At 58.4% G+C, this 22,672-nt stretch carries 24 protein-coding genes; 6 read left to right on the forward strand and 18 right to left on the reverse strand.

The window, feature by feature from the left end:
* The first annotated feature begins 96 nt into the window (after positions 1-96).
* Both KGB25_RS17125 and KGB25_RS17130 read left to right on the forward strand, forming a co-directional pair.
* Positions 97-810 carry a tetratricopeptide repeat protein gene (locus tag KGB25_RS17125; RefSeq protein WP_008029716.1) on the forward strand — a complete coding sequence of 238 codons (714 nt, stop codon included), beginning with the start codon at positions 97-99 and terminating at the stop codon, positions 808-810.
* 18 nt (positions 811-828) lie between these two features.
* Positions 829-1,098 carry a DUF3613 domain-containing protein gene (locus KGB25_RS17130; RefSeq protein ID WP_008042349.1) on the forward strand — a complete coding sequence of 90 codons (270 nt, stop codon included), beginning with the start codon at positions 829-831 and terminating at the stop codon, positions 1,096-1,098.
* A 214-nt stretch (positions 1,099-1,312) separates the two neighbouring features.
* On the opposite strand, the gene KGB25_RS17135 is transcribed toward KGB25_RS17130, so the two are convergent.
* The 13 genes from KGB25_RS17135 to KGB25_RS17195 all read right to left on the reverse strand — a co-directional run bounded on the left by KGB25_RS17135 (position 1,313) and on the right by KGB25_RS17195 (position 11,950).
* The gene (locus KGB25_RS17135) at positions 1,313-2,275 is read right to left on the reverse strand and encodes a type II secretion system F family protein (protein ID WP_008042350.1); all 963 of its coding nucleotides are present in this window, start codon (positions 2,273-2,275) and stop codon (positions 1,313-1,315) included.
* A gap of 29 nt (positions 2,276-2,304) precedes the next feature.
* Positions 2,305-3,291, reverse strand: a complete 987-nt coding sequence (locus tag KGB25_RS17140) for a type II secretion system F family protein (RefSeq protein WP_008042351.1) — start codon at positions 3,289-3,291, stop codon at positions 2,305-2,307.
* The gene (locus KGB25_RS17145) at positions 3,288-4,721 is read right to left on the reverse strand and encodes a CpaF family protein (protein WP_008029707.1); all 1,434 of its coding nucleotides are present in this window, start codon (positions 4,719-4,721) and stop codon (positions 3,288-3,290) included. Before KGB25_RS17145 ends, KGB25_RS17140 begins: the two co-directional genes overlap by 4 nt.
* 3 nt (positions 4,722-4,724) lie before the next feature.
* Entirely contained in the window at positions 4,725-5,945 is a 1,221-nt protein-coding gene (locus KGB25_RS17150; protein ID WP_223435964.1) for an AAA family ATPase, read from the reverse strand.
* The gene (locus tag KGB25_RS17155; RefSeq protein WP_008029703.1) at positions 5,939-6,433 is read right to left on the reverse strand and encodes a TadE family protein; all 495 of its coding nucleotides are present in this window, start codon (positions 6,431-6,433) and stop codon (positions 5,939-5,941) included. The genes KGB25_RS17150 and KGB25_RS17155 overlap by 7 nt, the downstream gene beginning before the upstream one ends.
* On the reverse strand, positions 6,433-6,912 hold the full coding sequence (locus KGB25_RS17160; RefSeq protein WP_008042353.1) for a TadE/TadG family type IV pilus assembly protein: 480 nt from the start codon (positions 6,910-6,912) through the stop codon (positions 6,433-6,435). Before KGB25_RS17160 ends, KGB25_RS17155 begins: the two co-directional genes overlap by 1 nt.
* 8 nt (positions 6,913-6,920) lie before the next feature.
* Positions 6,921-8,267 (reverse strand): TadE/TadG family type IV pilus assembly protein, encoded by a 1,347-nt coding sequence (locus KGB25_RS17165; RefSeq protein ID WP_223435966.1) that lies wholly within the window; start codon positions 8,265-8,267, stop codon positions 6,921-6,923.
* A 73-nt stretch (positions 8,268-8,340) separates the two neighbouring features.
* Positions 8,341-9,159, reverse strand: a complete 819-nt coding sequence (gene cpaB, locus KGB25_RS17170) for a Flp pilus assembly protein CpaB (RefSeq protein ID WP_008042355.1) — start codon at positions 9,157-9,159, stop codon at positions 8,341-8,343.
* Positions 9,160-9,174: 15 nt separating this feature from the next.
* Complete coding sequence (locus KGB25_RS17175) at positions 9,175-10,509, reverse strand: hypothetical protein (protein ID WP_008029696.1); 1,335 nt, start codon at positions 10,507-10,509, stop codon at positions 9,175-9,177.
* Between the two features lie 2 nt (positions 10,510-10,511).
* The gene (locus KGB25_RS17180; RefSeq protein WP_008029694.1) at positions 10,512-11,042 is read right to left on the reverse strand and encodes a prepilin peptidase; all 531 of its coding nucleotides are present in this window, start codon (positions 11,040-11,042) and stop codon (positions 10,512-10,514) included.
* A 29-nt stretch (positions 11,043-11,071) separates the two neighbouring features.
* On the reverse strand, positions 11,072-11,263 hold the full coding sequence (locus tag KGB25_RS17185; RefSeq protein WP_223435968.1) for a Flp family type IVb pilin: 192 nt from the start codon (positions 11,261-11,263) through the stop codon (positions 11,072-11,074).
* 152 nt (positions 11,264-11,415) lie between these two features.
* The gene (locus KGB25_RS17190) at positions 11,416-11,607 is read right to left on the reverse strand and encodes a Flp family type IVb pilin (protein ID WP_008042357.1); all 192 of its coding nucleotides are present in this window, start codon (positions 11,605-11,607) and stop codon (positions 11,416-11,418) included.
* Between the two features lie 151 nt (positions 11,608-11,758).
* The gene (locus KGB25_RS17195) at positions 11,759-11,950 is read right to left on the reverse strand and encodes a Flp family type IVb pilin (protein ID WP_008042358.1); all 192 of its coding nucleotides are present in this window, start codon (positions 11,948-11,950) and stop codon (positions 11,759-11,761) included.
* 407 nt (positions 11,951-12,357) lie between these two features.
* Here KGB25_RS17195 and KGB25_RS17200 point away from each other — a divergent pair, with 407 nt between their 5' ends.
* Positions 12,358-13,227, forward strand: coding sequence for a response regulator transcription factor (locus KGB25_RS17200; protein ID WP_223435970.1), 870 nt, complete (start codon positions 12,358-12,360; stop codon positions 13,225-13,227).
* Positions 13,228-13,307: 80 nt separating this feature from the next.
* On the opposite strand, the gene KGB25_RS17205 is transcribed toward KGB25_RS17200, so the two are convergent.
* Positions 13,308-13,493 (reverse strand): hypothetical protein, encoded by a 186-nt coding sequence (locus KGB25_RS17205; protein ID WP_008029684.1) that lies wholly within the window; start codon positions 13,491-13,493, stop codon positions 13,308-13,310.
* A gap of 416 nt (positions 13,494-13,909) precedes the next feature.
* On the opposite strand from KGB25_RS17205, the gene KGB25_RS17210 reads away from it, so the two are divergent.
* Complete coding sequence (locus tag KGB25_RS17210; RefSeq protein WP_223416217.1) at positions 13,910-15,535, forward strand: glucan biosynthesis protein D; 1,626 nt, start codon at positions 13,910-13,912, stop codon at positions 15,533-15,535.
* A 219-nt stretch (positions 15,536-15,754) separates the two neighbouring features.
* On the opposite strand, the gene KGB25_RS17215 is transcribed toward KGB25_RS17210, so the two are convergent.
* The 3 genes from KGB25_RS17215 to KGB25_RS17225 form a co-directional block, all read right to left on the reverse strand.
* Entirely contained in the window at positions 15,755-16,861 is a 1,107-nt protein-coding gene (locus KGB25_RS17215) for an NADH:flavin oxidoreductase/NADH oxidase (RefSeq protein WP_008029680.1), read from the reverse strand.
* 233 nt (positions 16,862-17,094) lie between these two features.
* Positions 17,095-18,804, reverse strand: coding sequence for a single-stranded-DNA-specific exonuclease RecJ (recJ, locus tag KGB25_RS17220; protein WP_192228461.1), 1,710 nt, complete (start codon positions 18,802-18,804; stop codon positions 17,095-17,097).
* Between the two features lie 58 nt (positions 18,805-18,862).
* Positions 18,863-19,405: a YaeQ family protein gene (locus KGB25_RS17225; RefSeq protein WP_007944886.1), complete on the reverse strand. Its 543-nt coding sequence runs from the start codon at positions 19,403-19,405 to the stop codon at positions 18,863-18,865.
* A gap of 137 nt (positions 19,406-19,542) precedes the next feature.
* On the opposite strand from KGB25_RS17225, the gene KGB25_RS17230 reads away from it, so the two are divergent.
* Both KGB25_RS17230 and KGB25_RS17235 read left to right on the forward strand, forming a co-directional pair.
* Positions 19,543-20,742, forward strand: a complete 1,200-nt coding sequence (locus KGB25_RS17230) for a CaiB/BaiF CoA transferase family protein (protein ID WP_008042361.1) — start codon at positions 19,543-19,545, stop codon at positions 20,740-20,742.
* A gap of 58 nt (positions 20,743-20,800) precedes the next feature.
* Positions 20,801-21,664: a TIGR02285 family protein gene (locus KGB25_RS17235; RefSeq protein ID WP_008042362.1), complete on the forward strand. Its 864-nt coding sequence runs from the start codon at positions 20,801-20,803 to the stop codon at positions 21,662-21,664.
* A gap of 171 nt (positions 21,665-21,835) precedes the next feature.
* Here the strand turns inward: KGB25_RS17235 and KGB25_RS17240 are convergent, their stop codons facing one another.
* Positions 21,836-22,123, reverse strand: a complete 288-nt coding sequence (locus KGB25_RS17240; protein WP_008042363.1) for a DUF3509 domain-containing protein — start codon at positions 22,121-22,123, stop codon at positions 21,836-21,838.
* Positions 22,124-22,672: the final 549 nt, after the last annotated feature.

Below are 22,672 nucleotides of genomic sequence, written 5' to 3' on the forward strand. Positions count from 1 at the left end.
CTCGCCCTCACTCGTAACGGTGACGTTGAACGCCTGCCGGGCCAGCTTCATTGCCATTGGCCGGGCGTTCAACCTGTTGTAGCCAGAGGACATACGATGAAAGCAGTCATTGCAATAGCGACGACGTTAATGCTCGCAGGTTGCGCCAGTAATGGCCTGACTTCGCGACCGCCCAGCTGTGCCAAGCCCGGTTCGGAGCAGGAACTGGCCCTGAACCTGGCCGACAACATGGCCGACGAAGGCCGTTTGTATGCCAGCCTGGCGAATCTGGAAGGTTTGCCCGATGACCTGGTCCAGGTTCGCCTGCGCAAGGCTCGGGTGTTGCGCATGATGGGGCGTAGCGGCGACGCGCAGCCGTTGTACGAAAGCTTGCTCGGCACCTGTCTGACGGCTGAAGGGGAACATGGCCTGGGCCAGTTGGCCGCCGCCAAAAATGATAACGCCTCCGCTGCCACTCACCTTGAGCGTGCGGTGAAGATGGCCCCCACCGACGACAGGATGCGAAATGACCTAGGGGTCGTCTACCTCAATCAGCGACGGATCCCTGAAGCACGCTTTGAGTTCATGACCGCCATGGAGCTCAAGCAGGCAAACACATTGGCGGCACTCAATATGGTGACGCTGCTGATCTACCAGGATAACTGGAAGTCGGCTGCTGACCTGGTGACCCGCGCCGACTTGAGCCCCAAGCAAGTCGCCGAAGCTCAAACCCGCGCGGAAAAACTCAAGGCCTCCGCCAAAAAAGTGGTGGCTACCGAGGGGAATCGCAAGACGGAAGTAGCCGATGCCTCTTCCAGTGCGAACAAGTAGAACGTACGAGGAATCGAGATGAAGACCAAAAGGCTGTTGATCGTGTGCATGGCTTGCCTGTCCACCACTGCCTGGGCTATTGAGCCGGGCCCCTCTTCGCCGTACCAACAAGGCACCGAACAGTGGTTGCAATTGCAGATTCGAGGTGTGGTTGCCTCCCCTAATCTGCAAACCGCTTCGGCCGCCGAACGTGAACTGGCCATGCAGCGCTGGCTGAATAGCTTCAACTTCCCGATTCCGATGTTTTTTGAACAGGATGCTGGGGGAGATATGAGTAGCGGCAACTGAGGCATGTCGATGGGTGATCAGCCTCTGGCGTAGTCCAGAGTAGCCTGGCTGCAAAGCCGGGCTTGATGTCGTGTTCAGGAAAGTAGTCTCTACACATTATCCAACCCTGGTTGGATGATCCCGCGGCGGGAAATGTGTGGGTCCATGACAGGAAAGTGCAGATCAGGCTCGGGGGGCAAGGCCATCGCACTCGATAGCCTCCGCCCGTTTTACCTCACCCGAATACTTTGAGTACCCCAATCATGGCCGGGCCGATAGCGACCAGAAAGAAGCTCGGCCACAGACAGAAAATCAGTGGGAATATCAGCTTGGTACCAATTTTCGCCCCCATCTCTTCGGCGGCCTGCGTACGCCGGTCACGGAACTCATCGGCATAGATGCGCAGGGTATCGGCCACGCTGGTACCAAAGCGGATACTCTGCGCCAACAGGCTGACCAGCCCTTGTACGTCATCCAGGCCAGTGCGCACAGCCAGTTGTTTGAGCGCCGCGGTACTGGAAATGCCCGCGCGGATTTGCGCATTGACCAGGGCCAGTTCTTCAGCCAGTTCGACCTGACTGACCGACATCTCCTCAGCCACCCGTTCGATCGTCGTAGGCAAGGCAAGGCCCGACTCCACGCACACGACCATCAGATCCAGCGCATCCGGAAACGCGGCACGCAACCGACCTTGTCGCAACTGCTTACGCTTGGCGACATACAGCGCTGGCAGCAACCATCCGATACCGGCTGCCAAGACCACCACCAGCAACCCCATGGCCAGGGAAACCCTGGGAATCATCGGCAATAGCAGCAACGTAATACCGACTAATAACAGCGGCGTCATCAAGCGCACAGCCCAGTACATCTGCACCGCTGAAGAGGAACGGTACCCAGCATGCGTCAATAAAGTCTGGGTGACTGAGGTCTGAGCCGATTCGGCCGAGGCAAAGCGCTGGCCGACCCGTTCCAGTAACAGTTGCAGATTACCCGGGGCTTCTTGCCCGGCGGTGTTGCCTAAATGACCACGCTTGATCAGCGCCAGACGACGCTGCACCGGATCCTGAAGCCCCAAGATCAGCAAGCTCACGGCGACAACTGCAAGCACCGTACTCAAACCGATCGCGCCGAGGAACAACAGGCGCGCCACCTCCTCGCTTCCCGTGACCCGACTGAACAACCCGAGCAAAAAGTCCATGACCTGTACCTCCCGGTAGCGAATACCGCTTAAACCTGAATCCGAATGATTTTGCGTATCCAGAAAATCCCGAGCAGCATGGCGAAAAACGCCCCGATGATCAGTTTGTGGCCTATGGGATCATTGAGCAGCACAGGCATGTAGGTGGGGCTTGTGACAACGATCGCAATCGCCAGCACGAACGGAATCGACACCAGCACCCAGGCTGACATCCGCCCTTCGGCCGACAGGGTCCTGACCTTGCGCTGGAAGCGAAAACGCCCGCGGATCAGGCGACTCAAACGCTCCAGCACCTCGGTCAGATTGCCGCCGGTCTCGCGATGGATGAGGATTGAGGTCACCAGCATCATCACCGTCATGCTCGGCATCCTTTCCAGCAGGCCGAGCATGGCCCGACGTACATCGTTGCCATAGTTGATGTCCGCGAAAGTCAGGCCAAACTCCTGAGCGACCGGCCCCTTATGCTCCTCGCCGACCAGGCGCAGGGTTTCGTTGAACGGGTGCCCGGCGCGCAGGGCACGGCAGATGGCATCCAGTGCATCCGGCAGGCCTTCCTCAAACCCGGCGAAGCGTTTGCCACGGTCACGAGAAATTTTCAGCAGTGGCAGCCAGAACGCTCCGAAGCCCGCCAGCAACGCCATCCACCAGACTGACGAGATCATCCAGATCGAGAAACCTGCACAGGCGCCCAGGAACAGCCCGAGCAACAACACCCGATAAGCACGATATTCATGACCGGACTGCTCGATCATCTGGGTCAGGCTCGCCATAAAGGGCAACTGCTCGAGCATGGCCTCCAGCGGCGTCAAGCGCGTCAGGTACTTCTGTCGCAACACCGTCTGCATATTGGGCAGGTTGTTGGCTTTCTCCAGAACGTGCAAACGGCCGCGGATACGCTTGCGCATCTTGCCGGCCTCGCCGAATACCGGCACCACCACCCCCTGAGACAGGAGGAACACAGCGATAAACACCATGCCGAGGAACATCAGAATGAATTCACCAGGAATATTGTTCATGACTGCCGTGCCTCCATCCATTCAGGCCTGAACATCGTAAGCGGCAACTCGATGCCGCGCTTGGCCAGCACATCGCGGAACGCGGGGATCATGCCGCTGGGCCGGTAATCACCAAGCACTTCGCCGTTTTCGCCCATGCCATGGCGCACGAAGGAAAAGATTTCGGTCATGGTGATGATCTCGCCTTCCATGCCGTTGATTTCCTGCACGCTGACCAGTCTGCGCTTGCCATCCTCTTGGCGTTCCAATTGGATCACCACATCAATGGCCGAAGCGATCTGCTGCCGCATGGCCTTGATCGGAAAGGTCGCCCCGGTCATCGACACCATGTTCTCGACTCGCCCCAACGCATCGCGTGCGGTGTTGGCGTGGATCGTGGTCAACGAGCCGTCGTGGCCGGTGTTCATCGCAGTCAGCATGTCCAGCGCCTCGACGCCGCGCACTTCGCCGATCACTATGCGGTCCGGACGCATCCGCAGGCTGTTGCGCACCAACTCCCGCTGGCTCACTTCGCCACGGCCCTCGATGTTCGAAGGCCGGGTTTCCAGGCGCACCACATGGGGTTGCTGCAATTGCAGTTCGGCCGAGTCTTCGATGGTGACAATCCGCTCGTTTTGCGGAATGAAGCTGGACAGCACGTTGAGCATGGTGGTCTTGCCGCTGCCCGTACCACCGGAAATCAGCACGTTCAAGCGCCCACGGACAATCGCCTTGAGCAGCAGGGCAATGGCCGGGGTCAACGTTCCCACCTGGATCAGACTGTCGGTATTGAGCAGGTCCACCGCAAAGCGCCGAATCGACATGCTCGGGCCATCGATGGCCAGCGGCGGGATAATCGCGTTGACCCGCGAACCGTCCTTGAGCCGGGCATCCACCAACGGCGAGGACTCGTCGATACGCCGCCCCAGGCTGGAGACGATACGGTCAATGATGTTCAACAAATGCTGATCATCGCGAAAACGCACATCGGTCCGTTGCAGTTTGCCGAAGCGCTCGACATAGACTGAGGCAGAGCCGTTGACCAGAATGTCGGACACGCTGTGATCGGCCAGCAACGGTTCCAGAGGCCCCAGGCCGAGCACCTCGTCGGTGATCTGCTTGATGATCAACTGGCGGCTGACGGTACTCACCGGTGCCGAATGCTCATCGAGCAGGCGCTGGCAAATATCGCGAATCTGCCGAGCAGCCTCGGCCTGTTCAAGGGAGTCCAGCAAGGACAGGTCCATGACTTTGAGCAACTGCTGGTAGATCTTTTCCCGCCACTCCGCCTCCACCGGGGTGACCTGGCTTTTGGTTTCGTAAAGAACGTCTGGTGCCACACGTTCCCACGCCATTATTTCCTCTGGCGGATCCAGCAGATCGTCGCCCGGTTGGGCAGCGGCGGGTTTACCAGACTGTTTGCGCAAGCGGTTACGAAAGTCGCTGATCATGGTTCATCCCCCGAAAACACGGTTGAAGGCGCGTTTGAACAAGCCTTTGTTGCCGGCTACTTGCTGACCGACCAGGTCCTCGGTCATGTCGCGCAGTGCAGTAGTAATCGCTGCCCTCGGCGCATGCAGCCCCAACGGCACGCCAGTGTTCTGACTCTGGCTGACCAGATTGAAGTCGTTGGGTAATTTCGACAGATTGGTGCAGCGCAGCGCCTCGCCGATATCTTTAAGGCTGATCGCTGCGGCCTTGTCATAACGGTTGACCACGATCTGCAATTGATCCCCGCGCACACCCAGGTCATCGCGAAGAATCCGCACCAGAGAGCTGGCATCGCGCAGATGGCTGACGCTCTGTTGCACCACCACGTACACCCGATCCACCTGCTCCAGCACAGAACCGGTGAGGTGATCGATTTGCCGCGGCAGGTCGACCACCACCCAGCCATAGCTGGCGCGGGCCAACTGCAACAGGGTGTCAAGTTGCTCGGGTTGGGCATCCTGCGGCAAACACAGCTCACCGGCCCGACCGCCCAGCACATGCAAGGTCGGGCTGAAGTGACTGCAAAAACCGCGTAACGCAACGCTGTCCATGCCGTTGATCTGATGCAACACCTCCAGATGGCTGTGCGTCTGCGCCACATCCAGATAATGCGTCACGCTGCCAAATTGCAGGTCCATATCCAGCAACAGGGTACTGCCGCCTTTCATGCTGAGCTGTTGTGCCAGGTTGCAGGCCACCAGCGTTCCGCCGGAACCGCCCTTTGCGCTCATCACGGCGATCAATTTCCCGTCAGCCCCACTGCCGCTCCGAACCTCCGTGACCAGCCGATTCATGGCGGCGACCAGTTCGGTCTCGGCGATGGGCTCCGGCAGCACGTCCCGGGCACCGGCCTGCATCGCCAGGCGCATGGCTTCCTGTTCGCTCAGCAGTCCGCACACCAACATCGGCGGACGCTCATGGGCCGGGTGTTGCAACAGTGCCGACAATTCCTCGCGCCACAGGTGGCTGACGCGCAACAGCAACAGATCGGGCATACGGTCCAGACTGTAGAGCGGGTCAACATGTCCATTGCTCACCAGGCGAGTGCTGACCTCCAGGCCAGGCATGCGCTGACAGACACTCTGCAGATCGCGTAAAGAGTTGGCATCACGGCTGCTGATCAGCAACCGCAACCCGGTTTTGCCAGTCGAACTGGCAATCGGCGTTTCCTTCATATTCAGCATGGTGTGATCTCCCCGGAATCAGAGTGACGCCCGAGACTTTCGCGTGGCAACGTTGCCCTGAATGCAGGCAAGGTAATGGGCACGCCGAACCCGGGAATAAACAGATTGAAAACGAAGTTTTGCAGACTCAACTGGACATAGCGGATGGCACGAAAGCCGTTTGCGCTGACCAGGTCAGCTGGGTTGGCCACCAGGGCGCCATTTGCGTCCAGGTAGGTCAACGTCAGATTAGTGGTGGCCAGATTGCTGATCAGCTGGCTCGTACCTGCGTCGGTCGCGGCATTGAAGATTGCCCGCCGCAACACCACCGGATCGCTGATATTGCAGACGGCTGCCAGGCGCGCACCACGGCGCGCGGCCTCATCCAGTGCATTGACCGTGAAGTACAGGCGGCCCATTTCCAACACGCCGAACAACAGCGTGAACACCAGCAGACCAACGAACGCGAACTCCACCGTATAGATTCCGCGCATGTGTTTTCTATTCATCACAGTGCCCTCATCACGGTAGTGGCAACCAGGGGAATGTTCAGCGCAATCTGATTGCCAAAAAAACCCGGAATCGAGCCGGCACAATTGCCACTGCCAATCACCGGGCAGAACGTATAGGTGATGGTGACTCGCACATGGTCGGTGCCCACCGCAGCGACGACCACGTTGTCAGGCGTCAACCCGGACAACACAGCGGTGCCGGTGTTGGCAGGCACGCCATACACCGCAACGTTTTTCGTCTGGGTCTGCAGGGCATTGCTCAGAGAGACCGCCCCCAGCGTCGAGTCCCAGGCGTGGTTTGCGACAAAACGGTCGGCATCACGGCTGGCCTGCAGCAATACGTTGTACTGATAGAGCATGCGGCCGATCTCACCGAGGCTCAGTAACAGCAGCAACAACACCGGCAGGACGAGGGTGAATTCCACCATGGCCAGGCCTTGCTGGCGCTTCGGATGTTTAAACGCGTGAAGTCTCATGACGCCTCCTATGAGTCAGTGCTCGGAGTACCGCTGCCGTTGAGATAGGTTTTGTAGAGCTGGATGATCTGTGGGCCGGAATCGGTTGACGGCGTAGGGCCGGCCACGTTGTCGCCTTCGCACTCCTTCACGAACTGCCCGAAGATCTGAGCGTCCCCGCCACCGCCATCCATTGGTTGCACCACGTAATAGCAGCCAAAACCGAGGACGGGGATCGAGGTTGAACCGCCTTGTTTGCCAGTGCAGTTGCCGACCACAATTTTCATCATCCGGCGCTCGAACACGCCATGGCTCTCACAACCACTGCCAGACCCTGCCACACACCCGGCAACGCTCGTGCGCCAGTCGTTGTAGTCAAATATCGCGTCGCCGCCCGCCGTGAGATTGCCGTTGCTCGAGGTGACGGTTTTCCCTTTGTACTTCGCCTGTGCCGGTGTGACCGAGTCGTCGTAAGTGATCGCGGGGTTGCTGGATTCGGTCACCATGTCCGGCGGATAGTCCGAGGCACTGACCGGGCCGTTGTAGATGCCGAAGCGTGTGTTCAAGCCTTGGGAGGTAGGGCCGACCTTGTTGCCAGGTGCGGTCTGGACGTTGTCCCCCACAGTGCGGCAGACCTTGCCACCTCCGGCCAGGTCCTCTCTGACCGTACTGCCGCCCGAACCAAAATCGAGCAACTGAAAGTTGCCTGGACCAATGGGCGACGAATTGCCGGCAGCCGTCTTCAATACCTGCAAATCACCAAACTGGAAGCCCCAGAACATGCCAGCGCCAGGGTTGTATTGAGTCGGGTCGCCACAGACCATCAAAGGTGCGAGATCACAAGGACTGGTAGGGCTGGGTCCGGCAGTGGCGATTGCCGCCACCGCTTTGGCCCCCAGGCCGCCAGAACCGAATACCTGGGCGAAGTTCCAGAAAAATCCGGTCAGGTTATAGCTCGGTACCGATACCCGAACGTATTTGGCATTCGCTGGCCCGGGATAGGTGAACGGCCCATAGACACTGCTTGCCAGTTCCACCACCGCGAATGTGGCTGCGTTGCCACCAACCGCCGTTGCCAATTCTGTGTTGCCCGTGGCATTCGCATTTTGCGTCAGCGTATTGAGTGCGGCAGTGCGCGTCGTACTGGCAATATTGACTCCACCTTCCACCTGACTCAGGGTTTTGGCACCACTCAGGGCCGCGGCGTCCACCGCATTCTGCAAGCGCGTTTTGTTCAGCATCATGTGCCCGCCGTCCAAAGCCAGTGCGGCCACCATGCCAATCATCGCCAACGCGATCACCATCAATACACTCACCGATCCTTTCTGGCGCCTTGGCGTCGCAGTGAACGGCTGCTGAATACGACGATTCATCATCAAGCCCTCATTTGCCAATACTGATGCGGATCGGCTCCGCCAAGACCTGGTGTCCAGGACCTGTTACGACCTGTCAGCGAATGTTGACTACTTTGGTTTCGACCCCGCGGATGACGGTGACAGCCCCACCACTTTCGCCGCCGCTGCGTTGCACCACGCGTTTTGGCACCGTGGCGGTGGCCACCGTCATGACCGGTGCGACAGGCGCAACAGGTGCAACGGCCGCGATTTTTTTCTCGGAGTTCAGCGGATTGCGCAAGGTCAATTGCAGTTTCCCTTCCGTTTGCGCCGTGACCAGGGTTTCAGCCTCTGCGGTCGTCATTTCCAGCGTCACTGCACGCACCACCACCGGTTGGGTCTTGTCGGTACCTGCCGTCTGGTCCACCGCCAATACCCGCAAGTTCTCGAGGATGGTCCTGGACACGGCGCTGTTGCTGCCGGCACTGGTGGTTTTGGTCGCGAGTACATCGACCCGGTTACCCGGCAACAGGAACCCGCCCACACCGACCACATCGTCCACCCGTACCGAGATGGCACGCTTGTCTGTCGCAATCAGCGAAGCCAGAGTGCTGCCACCCAAGTGCTCACTCAGACGCGCACCGCGCACAATGTCGCCCTTCAGAATGTCGAACGTTGCGATCTTGCCCACAGCCTTTTCGCTCATGTCGAAGGCGTCTTCCGGGATCGTATCCATGGGCATGCGTACGGTCGTGACCTGCTGAGCCTCGACCATCTGCCCGAATGGAATCTCTACTGTGGCGACCACTACGCTTCGAAGGTGATCATCCGGGCTGGCATTGAGCCGGGCGCTCAGCCAGGAGTCGGCCATCCATGCAGCACCAAGGCCCATGACCAGGGAAACGCCTATCAGGGAAAGAGTACGAGAGCTCATGTCAGTATCTCCGTATCAAAGAAAGTCGAGCTGGACGAAGTAGTTGTGCCAGGCCCATTCCAACTCTTGCGGTGACAGTGGTCCGGAACCGCCCATGTAACGTTGACGATCGAGCGCCATGCTCAGGAGATCGCGGGGATGGCAAGGCACCAGGGGCATGCCTTCACTTGCATAAAGCCTTTGCAGCACATAACGCACCAGCAACTGGTCATAAGGCACGCCCAGACGCTCGCTTTCCTGACGCCAGATCTTTTCGTACTCCTCAGGCTTCAGATAACCGAATTGCAGCTTGTAGCCAATCCGGCGAAGAAAGGCCTCATCGGCCAACTCCAGGGGATTGAGGTTGGTGGAAAACACCAGAATCAGATCGAACGGCAGCTCGCAATGCCGACCGCCGCCCAGGTTGAGGAAATCGCACTTCTCTTCCATCGGGACGATCCAGCGATTCAACAGCTCGGCGGGTGCCATGCGCTGACGCCCCATGTCATCGATGATGAACAGGCCATTGCTGGCCTTGAGCTGCAAAGAAGCCTGGTATTGACGGGTGTTAGTGTCATAGCGAACGTCCAGTTGCTCCATGCTCAACTCACCGCCAGTGACGACGATCGGGCGTTTGCAGCGCAGCAGTCGACGGTCGATCCCTTCGTTGAGCATCAGATTGTTCTGTTGAACGTTATCTTCGAACCGCTGATGCACTTGCGGGTCATAGATCTCGATCACGGACTCGTTGATGACGATGGCATGAGGCACCCAGATGGCCTCGGTGAACAGACGGATCAACCGACGGCTGATGTAGGTCTTGCCAGTACCCGCGGGGCCATAAATCATAATGGCGCGCCCGGAGTTCATCGCCACACCTAACTGATCGAGCATGCTGTCGGTAAGCACTACGCCAGCAAAGGCATTGCGCATATCGTTGGCGTTGATGCGACCATGGTGAATGGTTTGCAGTTTGATCAGGGACCGGTAGGTGTCCACCGGGAAGGGTGCCGCACCGATATAGCCACTGCGCGACAAGGCATCGCGGGCGGCGCTGCGACCGCGTTCGGTCAGGCCATAACGCAGCATTTGCCCACTTGTCGATTGCGACCCCAACTGGCCAAGCACTTCGACACGACCGTCCTTGCGCAGAAACGCCAGGACTTCATCAAGTACGGCGCCGGTCAGCGCCAGGCGCTCCACCAGCCGCGGCATGTCCAGCACGCCAGCGTCATACAAGTGCTTGCATACCAACTCGCCGAGGAAACTGTCTGTCAGTCCAGTTTCGCGGATTGTGCACGGCTGGGGAGCCAGTCGTTGCACCGCGCCCCGAGCGCTGGGGTAGGCATCACTATCGACAATGATGTGCATGACTAGCCTCCGAATCCACCGGCAACCAGTTGCCAGTAGACGCTGATTAAAGTGCCTATCAATATTGCAATCGAATAAGGGAAAGGCTTGCTGGCTACTTCATCTGAAGTTGGCGCCAGATAGGCCTGCGCCTTCAGAATCAACCAATAACGTCCCAGGGTCTGAAGCAGCTGGCCGCGATACAGCACAATCAAAAAACCGCACACGCCACCGGCTATCAGGCTGAACAAGGCAGCCCACAATGCAAAATGGAAGGGTAAAAAGCTGCCGACCATGGCCATTAACTTGACGTCGCCGGCGGCCATGCCACCCAAGGCGTACATCGGCAGAAACAGTGCAAAACAGACCAGGATGCCCAACAGGCTGTCACCCAACCCGCTGACGCCACCTAAATACATTTGACCGCCCAGTCCCAGGGCAAGGCCCAACAGGACCAGCATGTTGGGAATGCGGTGGCGACGCAGATCGCTCACCACCGCCACGCCCAATAGTCCTAGCAGTAAAACAGTCATTACCAACAATTCCATGGACATGGCGCGTCCCCCCCTAACCGGGATTATCGTTAGCAGGCAGCACCTTTGACCGCTGCGCAAAGTGCTGTAATCCTGGTATTCACCTCGGCACCCAAAAGAATAAACATTGCGGCAACCGCTACCGTCACTAATCCACCGGCCACGGCGTATTCCACAATTGTCAGGCCATCTTCATCTTTGGCGAACTTGGTGATTGAAGTTCTGATTGTTAGCAGATTCATTTTTGTATACCTCGCTTCAGCCGTGATATGGATCAGAAAGTACGTTGGCGGGGACAGCGTGAAGTCTATTGAGTTGCCCGGTCTATCAGAGGAACTGTAAAACTGGTTGCTCTATGGATATCACCGCGCCCCACCACAACGAGTGGTTGTCATCAGCAGGCGGCACCTTTGACCGCAGCGCACAGTGCTGTGATCCTGGTGTTCACGGCGCCACCCAAAAGAATAAACATCGCGGCAACAGCTACCGTAATTAAGCCACCGGCTACCGCGTACTCCACAATGGTCAGGCCATCTTCATCTTTGGCGAACTTGGTAATTGAAGTTCTGATTGTTTGCAGATTCATTTTTTAGTACCTCGTTTCAGCGGTCATACGACTCAGAAAATACATTGGCGGGGTCTGCGCGAAGTTCATTGAGTTGCCGGTCGATCAGAGAAACTGTAAAACCGGCTGCTCCGTGGATATCACCGCGCCCCACCACAGTGGGTTACTGTCATCAGCAGGCAGCGCCTTTGACCGCAGCGCACAGCGCTGTGATTCTGGTGTTCACCGCGCCGCCCAAGAGAGTGAACATTGCGGCAACAGCTACCGTGATTAATCCGCCGGCCACCGCGTATTCCACAATGGTCAGACCGTCTTCGTCTTTGGCGAACTTCACTACCGAAGCCTTGATTGTTTGCATGATCATTTTGGCCACCTCACTCAAATGTTGTGTTTCTGAGGCAGAACTTTCTGTGCTGCCTGATGCAACCCTAGTCAGTAAGCAGGCATAGGCGTTAGGAGGATTTTGCACATCGTTAGGACTTTTTTGCGCAGCGGCCGGATACGGTTCATTGGCCTTTGCAGAAGTCGCGAGAGGGGTAAACAAGGCATTGAAACGCAACGGCAATTGGCATTGATTCAGAAGCGACAAGTGGTTAAACCCGGGTTCGTCGACAACACACCCGCAAACACTGGGACCGGGCAGCCTTCCAGGAAACACATAGATCGAACAGATCTGTAATTCGTCGTTTTTATAAGGATTCAATCTGCAAAGTGATGGCGTATTGGCAATACTAGCGAGTAGAGAGTCAATCAGACCTGCCGAGTAGAGACATGACGTCCAATTTGACCAAAAGGCCATCGCTCCTATGGTTCGATCTGACTCATGATCGATCCACGAAAGAACTCATCGCACAGTTCGAGGGTACCTGCGACTGCAAACTGGCGAAAAACTCCGCGCTGCCCATCGGGGAACAGGCGGACATGATCTGCATGCATTTCGATCGCCCCGACACACCAGGCTTGAGGCTGTTGCTGGAGATCAAACGCAGCACACCGGGCATCCCGATCACCATGTTCACCGTGCAGCACTCAGAGGAACTGGCCGTCTGGGCCATGCGTTCCAGCGTCTGGGAATACATGGTGCTCCCGCTCTCGCTCACAGAGAAAAGTCGCTACCTGACTGCTGTAGTTCAGCTCTGCGAGCTGCGCCAAAATGTGACCGACCTGCGCAAGACGATGCTGATCGACCACTCCCCAACCCTGCCGGACAGTATCCGGCTGACCTCAGGGCACCAAAAACACCAGGCGCTGAGCAATGTCATGCTGTACATCGAACAGCACTTTCGAGACAGCATCGATCAAAGGGACTTGGCGCAGCGCTGCGGCATGACGACATTTCGCTTCAGCCGCCTGTTCAAGGAAGCCAATGGACTTGGCTTCACGGATTACATCTTGAACAAGCGCATGAACTTCGCCAAAGAGCTGCTCGACAACAGCCAGATGCCTATTACCAGCATCGGCTATGAGGCCGGCTTCAAGGATCCGTCCTACTTCGCTCGTGCCTTCAAGCAGTTCGCAAACTGCACGCCCAGTGAATACCGCTTGGCACGTCAAGTCAGAGCGACTGCAGCAGCGCAACTGGCGCAAGATGAAAATATCACTGAAGCGCTCGAAAGCCTGATCGAAAGCCTCAGCGGTTGATCGGCACCCGCAAGATTGCGCCCATGCCGGGCGCACATGAAAAAGGGGCAGACTTCACAGTCCGCCCCTCGGCTTCTTACTCAAAACCGCGAAACACTGCGCATCGCATCCACCAGATACCGCATCGCAATCCGGTCGTTCTCCGACAACTCGCGATACCGCTCCACCAGTTTCAACTCCTCGGAATTAAGCCGGCGCCTTCGCCGCCCCATACCCAGGCACGGAAAGATCCCCAACATTTCAGTGATGCCTTGTACTTTCGACATGGACGATGTCCCTCTCTACGTCAAAAAGAAAACTTCAAAAACCGCATCGCCCTACCCTTTTTCAGCGGTCACCTCGTGCCAACTGAATCCCACCGGCCTGAGGGCAGAAACCGGTCATGCCCATAGAATAGGAAGTAAATTGGCGCTGAAAAGCGGTTTTTAGAGTAATTAGTCAAAAAAAGCAGAAATGCCGCATAAATCAGAAATCTCTGTGGGAAACGTTTACCGGAAATGTCTTGTTTCATAGCGGTGCCACTGCCACGCCATCAATCATTTTTGCTCTGCCACCGAACGGTTTAAGCTATTTGGCATCTGTTTAAAGTCCGTTGCGTTTGGCCGAAGGCATGTCCGAACCTCCATTTCTGATCCAGCACGTGCCAGGAACGGCGCGGGATTGTTCACGACAGGTTGTACTTATGCACCGCAGGAATTTGCTCAAAGCGTCCATGGCCATCGCTGCCTACACCGGTTTGTCCGCCTCCGGCCTGTTGGCTGCGCGGGCCTGGGCCGGTAATGGCACGGCTGACGGCGAGGCACAGGCGTTCGATTTCGAAGCCCTGAAAATCCAGGCCAAGCAACTTGCCGGCAACCGCTATCAGGACACCAAGCAAGTGCTGCCGCCGACCCTGGCGACCATGACCCCACAAAATTTCAACGCGATCCGCTACGACGGCAATCATTCGCTGTGGAAGGATCTGAAAGGTCAGCTGGACGTGCAGTTTTTTCACGTCGGCATGGGTTTCAAGCAGCCGGTGCGCATGTACAGCGTCGACCCCAAGACACGTCAGGCGCGGGAGGTGCATTTCCGCCCTTCGCTGTTCAACTATGAAAACACCACGGTCGATACCAAGCAGCTCACGGGCGATCTGGGTTTCTCCGGGTTCAAGCTGTTCAAGGCCCCGGAACTGGACCGGCACGACGTGCTGTCTTTCCTCGGCGCCAGTTATTTCCGTGCGGTAGACGCCACTGGCCAATACGGCCTGTCGGCGCGCGGTCTGGCGGTCGATACCTACGCCAAGAAGCGTGAAGAATTCCCCGACTTCACCAAGTTCTGGTTCGAAACCCCGGACAAGGACAGCACCCGTTTCGTGGTCTACGCCCTGCTGGACTCGCCGAGTGCCACCGGTGCCTACCGTTTTGATATCGATTGCCAGGCCAGTCAGGTCGTCATGGCCGTCGACGCCCACATCAATGCGCGTACCGCCATCGAACAACTGGGCATCGCACCGATGACCAGCATGTTCAGCTGCGGCACCCACGAGCGGCGCATGTGCGACACCATCCACCCGCAGATCCACGATTCGGATCGCCTGGCGATGTGGCGTGGCAACGGCGAGTGGATCTGCCGTCCGCTGAACAACCCGGCGACCCTGCAATTCAATGCCTTCGCCGACACCGACCCGAAAGGTTTCGGCCTGGTGCAGACCGACCACGAGTTCGCCAGTTATCAGGACACCGTCGACTGGTACAGCAAGCGGCCGAGCCTGTGGGTAGAACCTACAACCGCGTGGGGCGAAGGCTCTATCGATCTGTTGGAAATTCCTACAACCGGCGAAACCCTGGATAATATCGTCGCGTTCTGGACCCCGAAGAAACCGGTCGCGGCCGGTGATTCCCTGAACTACGGCTACAAGCTGTACTGGAGCGCTTTGCCGCCGGTCGGAACGCCACTGGCGCGGGTCAACGCGACCCGTTCGGGCATGGGCGGCTTCACTGAAGGTTGGGCCCCGGGCGAGCATTACCCGCCAGTCTGGGCGCGCCGGTTTGCGGTGGACTTCACTGGCGGCGGGCTGGATCGCTTGCCGGAAGGTACGGGCATTGAACCGGTGGTGACGTGCTCCAACGGCCAGGTCAAGGATTTCAACGTGCTGGTGCTGGATGACATCAAGGGCTACCGGATTACCTTTGACTGGTTCCCGACCAATGACAGTGTGGCCCCGGTGGAGCTGCGGTTGTTTATTCGCACCAATGACCGGACGTTGAGCGAGACCTGGTTGTATCAGTATTTCCCGCCGGCGCCGGAGAAGCGTAAGTACACCTGAGTTTGAAGGGTTGTCTGGGCGGGCCCTTTCGCGGGCAAGTCGGATCGCCGCACCGCTCGCTCCTACAGGTTAGTGTCGAACGAGGATGATGAGCTCGACATAAATTTGTAGGAGCGAGGCTTGCCCGCGAAGATGGCCTGACAGCCAACAAACATCCCTGCACAAAAACGCAAAAGCCCCGATCACATCGATCGGGGCTTTTTGCTTTTAGCGCATCACTCAGTCACGCAAATCCGACTCATGAATCGGCTGATCCCGATGCGTCGCGCGTTGATACTGCGCCGGCCAGATGGCCTTGTGTCCACCCAAATCATCATCCGCATGCAATGGCCAGTACGGGTCGCGCAGCAGCTCACGGGCGAGGAAGATAATGTCCGCCTGACAGGTGCGCAGAATGTGCTCGGCCTGGGCCGGCTCGGTGATCATTCCTACGGTGCCGGTGGCGATGCCTGACTCCTTGCGTACTCGTTCGGCGAAGCGGGTTTGATAACCGGGGCCTGTAGGAATTTCCGCGTTGACCGCCGTGCCGCCCGACGACACATCGATCAGGTCCACGCCCAAATCTTTGAGGCGACGCGCCAGTTCAACGGTTTCATCCGGATTCCAGCCGTCTTCCACCCAATCGGTGGCCGAGACCCGCACGAACACCGGCAACTCCTCAGGCCACACCGCACGCACCGCTTCGGTGACTTGCAGCACCAGCCTAATTCGATTCTCGAACGAACTACCGTATTGATCGCGCCGCTGATTGCTCAAGGGCGATAGGAATTGATGCAACAGGTAACCATGAGCCGCGTGAACCTCGACGACTTTGAAACCGGCAATCAGCGCCCGTTTCGCTGAATCAACGAACGCCTGGATGACCTCGGCAATTTCACTCTCATTCAGCTGCTTCGGTGGTGTGTGCTGTGGGTCGAACGCAATGGGCGAAGGACCGACCGGCGTCCAGCCGCCATCTTCAGGTTTGACGCTACCGTGCTTGCCGATCCACGGCCGATGGGTGCTGGCCTTGCGCCCGGCGTGGGCCAGTTGAATTCCGGCGACAGCGCCTTGGGCGGCGATGAAACGCGTGATGCGTTGCAGGGGTTCGATCTGTTCGTCATTCCACAAGCCGAGGTCTTCGGCGGTGATGCGTCCATCGGCCGTCACTGCCGTGGCTTCAGTAAAAACCAGACCGGCCCCACCGACAGCACGGCTACCGAGATGGACCAGGTGCCAGTCATTGGCCAGGCCATCGACACTCGAATACTGGCACATCGGTGACACCGCGATGCGGTTGAGCAGGGTCAATTGGCGAAGGGTATAGGGTTCAAGCAGCAGACTCATGGGGCACCTCTCGAATCAGTGGGCAGGCTCCAGGGTTCTGTTTGAAAGTCGACGAGTGACAGGAAAAAGGTGCAGCACCCGCCCCCGCGGGCAAAAAATTCGACAAGACGTCACAAGGAAAATCAAGCAGTGCTTAGAGCCTAGTCGACATTGACGGTTGAGGGAGGGTTCCGAGAGATTCGTCGTGAGGGACATCGCCTTCGCGGGCAAGCCTCGCTCCTACAGCGATAGCGTCAACGCGGTTCTATGTGAGCAATCATCAACTGGACCGTCTCATTCCCGCGAAACTCGTTAAGGTCGAGTTTGTAGGCCAGCTCCACCCATTTGATGGTCGGGTTCGGCCAGATATCGCGGTCGATTCCAAACGCGATGCCGTCCAGCTTCACCGAACCGCATTCACTTCTCAGCACCACTTTGAGGTGCCGTTCGCCAACAACCCGTTGTTCGACCAACTGGAACACACCATGGAACAACGGCTCCGGGAAGTGTTGCCCCCAAGGACCGGCATGCCGCAAAGCACGGGCCAGTTCGAGGTGAAATTCTTCGACCGCTAAAGTCCCGTCCGACAGCAGTCGCCCGGTCAGGTCTTCTTCGCGCAATTGCCTACGCACTTCAGCGTCAAAGGCTTCGGCGAACAGCGGAAAATTCGCTTCCGGCAAGGTCAAGCCTGCCGCCATGGCATGGCCGCCGTACTTGCTGATCAAATTTGGGTGCTGAGCCGCCACCACGCTCAAGGCGTCACGAATATGGAAGCCCTGCACCGAACGCCCCGAGCCCTTGAGCATGCCATCGCCTGCATCGGCAAAGGCGATGGTCGGACGGAAATAGCGCTCTTTCATACGCGAGGCGAGGATGCCGATGACACCCTGGTGCCACTCGGGATCGAACAGGCACAGGCCGAACGGCATCGATTCCACCGGCAAATCCTTGAGCTGGGCCAGCGCCTCGCGCTGCATGCCCTGCTCGATGGATTTGCGGTCCTGGTTCATGCCGTCCAGCTGGATAGCCATTTCCCGGGCGAGCCCGGCGTCTTCGGTGAGCAGGCATTCGATGCCCAGGCTCATGTCATCCAGTCGCCCCGCCGCGTTCAGGCGCGGGCCGACAATGAACCCAAGATCCGTGGACGTGATGCGCGCATGATCACGCTTCGCCACTTCGAGGATCGCCTTGATCCCAGGCCGCGCACGTCCGGCGCGGATTCGCTCGAGGCCTTGGTGGACGAGAATCCGGTTGTTGGCGTCCAGCGGCACCACGTCGGCGACGCTGCCGAGGGCCACCAGGTCCAGCAACTCGCCGATGTTCGGCTGCGGCCTGCTCTCGTACCAGCCGAGGCTGCGCAGACGCGCGCGTAGGGCCATCAGCACGTAGAAGATCACCCCGACGCCGGCCAGTGCCTTGCTCGGAAAACCACAGCCTGGCTGGTTGGGATTGACGATGGCATCGGCCAGCGGCAATTCATCGCCCGGCAAGTGGTGGTCGGTGACCAGCACGTTGAGGCCAGCCTTTTTCGCCGCCGCCACGCCTTCAACGCTGGAGATGCCGTTGTCCACGGTGATCAGCAGCTGCGGCGTGCGGGTCAGCGCCACCTCAACGATTTCAGGCGTAAGGCCGTAGCCATACTCAAATCGGTTCGGCACCAGATAATCAACGTGAGCCGCGCCCAGCAAGCGCAAGCCCAACATGCCCACGGTACTGGCCGTCGCGCCGTCGGCGTCGAAGTCGCCGACGATCAGAATCCGCTGACGCTGCTCCAGCGCGGTCACCAGCAAATCCACCGCAGCATCGATGCCCTTGAGCTGCTGGAACGGAATCAGCCGCGCCAGGCTCTTGTCCAGTTCAGCCTCTGAAACCACGCCCCGCGCCGCGTACAGACGGGTCAGCAGCGGCGGCAGGTCACCGAGGAATGGCAGGGTGTCGGGCAACAGGCGAGGTTCGATGCGCATAGGGTGACAGGTACTTCTCTTGAATACGTAGGATAAAACCGGATGACGTGGCGAAAAATCAGCCGCGTTCGCCGCTCAGCCACTGCAACTGGACTTCGTGCTGACCACGATCGTCGGTGACGAAAATCGTCCCTTCGCTGATCATCACGTCCCACTTGATAACGCGTGGCATGTCTTTGGCCAGGGTTTCGAGGACTTCCTGCGGCACAGCAGCGATGTGCACGTTTTTCAGGTTCTTGATCGCCGGGATCACTTTGGTTTCCCAGACGCGCAAGCTGCCATAGGCCAGCAGGCTGGTGCGTTCGGTGCGACGCGAGCACCACGTCAGGCGGTCGGCGTCGGGCTGACCGACTTCGATCCAGTGCAGGACGCGATCATCCAGGCTTTTTTCCCACAGGGCGGGTTCATCCACGTCTGACAGACCACGGCCAAACGACAGCTGCTCGTTGTACCAGAAGGCGTAGGCCAGCAGCCGCACGGTCATGCGCTCTTCGGTTTCCGAAGGGTGACGGGCGATGGTCTGCTTCACCGTCTCGTAAACGCTGCGGTCGAGGTCGGTAAGGTTCAGTTCAAACTTGTAGGTCGTGGACGGCTGGGCCATGAACGGGCTTCTTGATACGTGGAAAGGCGGCAAGTCTAACCGATGCGGCAGGCTTCGCGGCCATCAACCTTGAGCGACTGACGGCGGGCTGTGCTAAAACGCTCTATCAGCCAAGCCTTTGTCCTACAGGATCCAGCATGCCGTTCACTGCCAAACCCCTCTCAGGTCTGAAAGTCATCGAATTGGGCACGTTGATCGCCGGGCCGTTTGCCTCGCGCATTTGCGGCGAATTCGGTGCCGACGTCATCAAGATCGAATCCCCCGACGGTGGTGATCCGTTGCGCAAATGGCGCAAGTTGTATGAAGGCACGTCGCTGTGGTGGTTCGTTCAGGCACGCAACAAGAAGTCCCTGACCTTGAACCTGAAACACCCGGACGGCCTGGCAATCCTGAAAAAGCTGCTCAGTGAAGCGGACATCCTCATCGAGAATTTTCGCCCCGGCGTGCTGGAAAAACTCGGTCTGGGTTGGGACGTCTTGCACGCACTGAATCCAAAACTGGTGATGGTGCGCCTTTCGGGTTTCGGCCAGACCGGGCCGATGAAGGATCAACCAGGTTTTGGTGCGGTCGGTGAATCCATGGGCGGCCTGCGCTACATCACCGGGTTTGAGGACCGACCGCCGGTACGCACCGGGATTTCCATCGGCGACTCGATTGCGGCGCTCTGGGGCGTGATCGGTGCGTTGATGGCTTTGCGTCATCGCGAGGTCAATGGCGGCCTGGGCCAAGTGGTGGATGTGGCGCTGTACGAAGCGATCTTCGCCATGATGGAAAGCATGGTCCCGGAGTTCGACGTGTTCGGCTTCATTCGCGAACGCACCGGCAACATCATGCCCGGCATCACGCCCTCCTCGATCCACACCAGCGCTGACGGCAAACATGTGCAGATCGGCGCCAATGGCGATGCGATTTTCAAACGATTCATGCTGATCATCGGCCGTGAAGACCTGGCCAACGACCCGGCGCTGGCCAGCAATGACGGGCGTGACAGCCGTCGCGACGAGATTTATGGGGTGATTGATCGCTGGGTCAATGCGCTGCCGCTGGACACCGTCATCGAGCAGTTGAATCAGGCTGATGTCCCCGCCAGCCGGATCTTCAGCGCCGAAGACATGTTCAGTGATCCGCAGTACCTGGCTCGGGAAATGTTCCTGAAGGCAAAGCTGCCGGACGGCAAAGATTTCAAGATGCCGGGAATTGTGCCGAAACTCTCAGAGACACCCGGCAGTTCGCAATGGGTCGGGCCGCAGTTGGGCGAACACAATGCGCAGGTACTCAACGATCTTGGCTACGACAAGGAACAGATCGCAAAGCTGCGTGAAGACGGGGCCATCTAAGCTGAAACGCCTGCTTTCGCTGCTCATCACAGACTGCCTGTCACACGGCAGGAGGGTGATGTGTGCGCTCGCGGCGACAGCCTTGCTCATCGGTCCGACCTCGTCGGCGATGGCGCAGCCCAAGGAAACCATGATCTGGCTGTTGCGGGATCTGCCACCGCTGACGATTTTCGAAGGACCGAAAAAGGGCCTGGGCGTCATCGACCAACTGTTGCCGCTGTTGATCGCCGGCATGCCGCAATACGAACACACCTTGATGCGAGTCAACCGTGCTCGCGCCTTGCAAATGCTCCACGAGCCGTCCCTTACCTGCGATGCGGCGCTGAACCGGAGCAAGGAACGCGAACGCTGGATCGCGTTTTCCATTCCGGTGTTTCGGGCCATGAGTAACGGCGTGGCCGTGCGGCGCGTTGACCGTGAGACGCTTGCCCCCTTCATCCAGGACGGTGAACTGGACCTGGCTGCCTTCCTGGCGAGCGGCGGCGAGAAGTTGGGCATTATCGCCGAGCGTAACTACGGTGATTACCTCGACGCGCTGCTCAAACAGGCACCACCTGACTCGCTGACCCCGCACTACGGCAACGACGCCTTGGGCAGCCTGTTGCAGATGCAACGCCTGGGGCGCTTGCGGCTGCTGTTGGGATACCGCCCGGAAATCCGCTATCAGGCCCAACAGCAAGGGATCGCCGAGGATGAATTGCAGTTCTACCCGATTCGCGGCGCCGAGAAATTCTTGTCCGGTTACATCGGCTGCACCGACACGCCCAAAGGCCGGCAGGCGATTGTCGAGATCAATCAATTGCTGCGCAAAATGCCCCACGATCGCTTGAGCGAGGCGTACGCCGCGTGGCTCGACCCGGAAAGTCGCGATGCCTATCTGGAGGAATCCAGGAAGTATTTCGAGCAACAGGCGCTGGAATGACAAATCGCGGGCAAAAAGAAACCCCGAGAAGTGGGGAGACATCTCGGGGTTAAACGTGGTCTAAAAAAAGACCAGTGGCAGCACGACTACAAGCACCGGAGCACAATGCTTGATCCTGCTGTTACATGCTCTGACTGACCTTGGCCCGGGAAGGTTCCCACAAAAGACAATTCAATTACGGCTGGCCACGACCTTGTCCTGTGCAGCATTGCGCAACGCTGCGATAACACAGGGTTCCAGGCGTCCTTCGGCAATCATCAGATCGCGATGCAAGCCGTCGACCACATCCGTGAGCAGACGTTTGTCGGTCAGTTGGGCCTGATTGAACTCCCGCTCGACCACGATGGCGCCGGTTGTGCTCTTCAGTGTCACCAGGCATTCGCCGTGAGCGCCCGAGGGGGTCAACGTTACCTGGTACGGGCTCAGAGCCTCACCGAGCAATAGATTGATACTTTCCATCTCGATCACCACTCAATAGTCCGAAAACAAAGTGCCTGGGGCGTGTTCACATTAAGTGACCATTGGCCCGAGAAGAAAGTTCTGGATTCCAGGTGCAGGCGCGTCGGCGTCTCTGGTGGGTAGAGCATGCATGGGGTAGATGACAGGTTTGTGTATGGCTTGGGTTTTGGTGGTTGGTTGGGATTGGGATCGGGTGAATATCCGGTTCTTCGGTGAGGGCGGCTAATGGTTTCGCCCTTACGGCGAGTCACTTGGAAGAGCCCCAAGTAACCAAGGCCTCTTGCCCCTTTCGTTCGGTGCCTCGCTATGGCTCGGCATACCCTCGCTCCGGTCCTGCTCCGTGGGCCCGCCGCCATCGGCCATCCATGGCCGGGGGCGGCTAACCCGGCATCCATGCCGGGTTGCCCACTACGCAGAACCTCCACTCGGCCTCTCGAGGGGGCGCTCAGATCAAAAGCGGAAGGCGAGCTAACGCTCGGCCTGATGAGTGGTGGAAATCAAAAGCAAACGCGATTCCCTGTAGGAGCGAGGCTTGCCCGCGAAAAACGA

Source organism: Pseudomonas sp. BF-RE-21, from assembly GCF_019947305.1.
Lineage (GTDB): Bacteria > Pseudomonadota > Gammaproteobacteria > Pseudomonadales > Pseudomonadaceae > Aquipseudomonas > Aquipseudomonas migulae.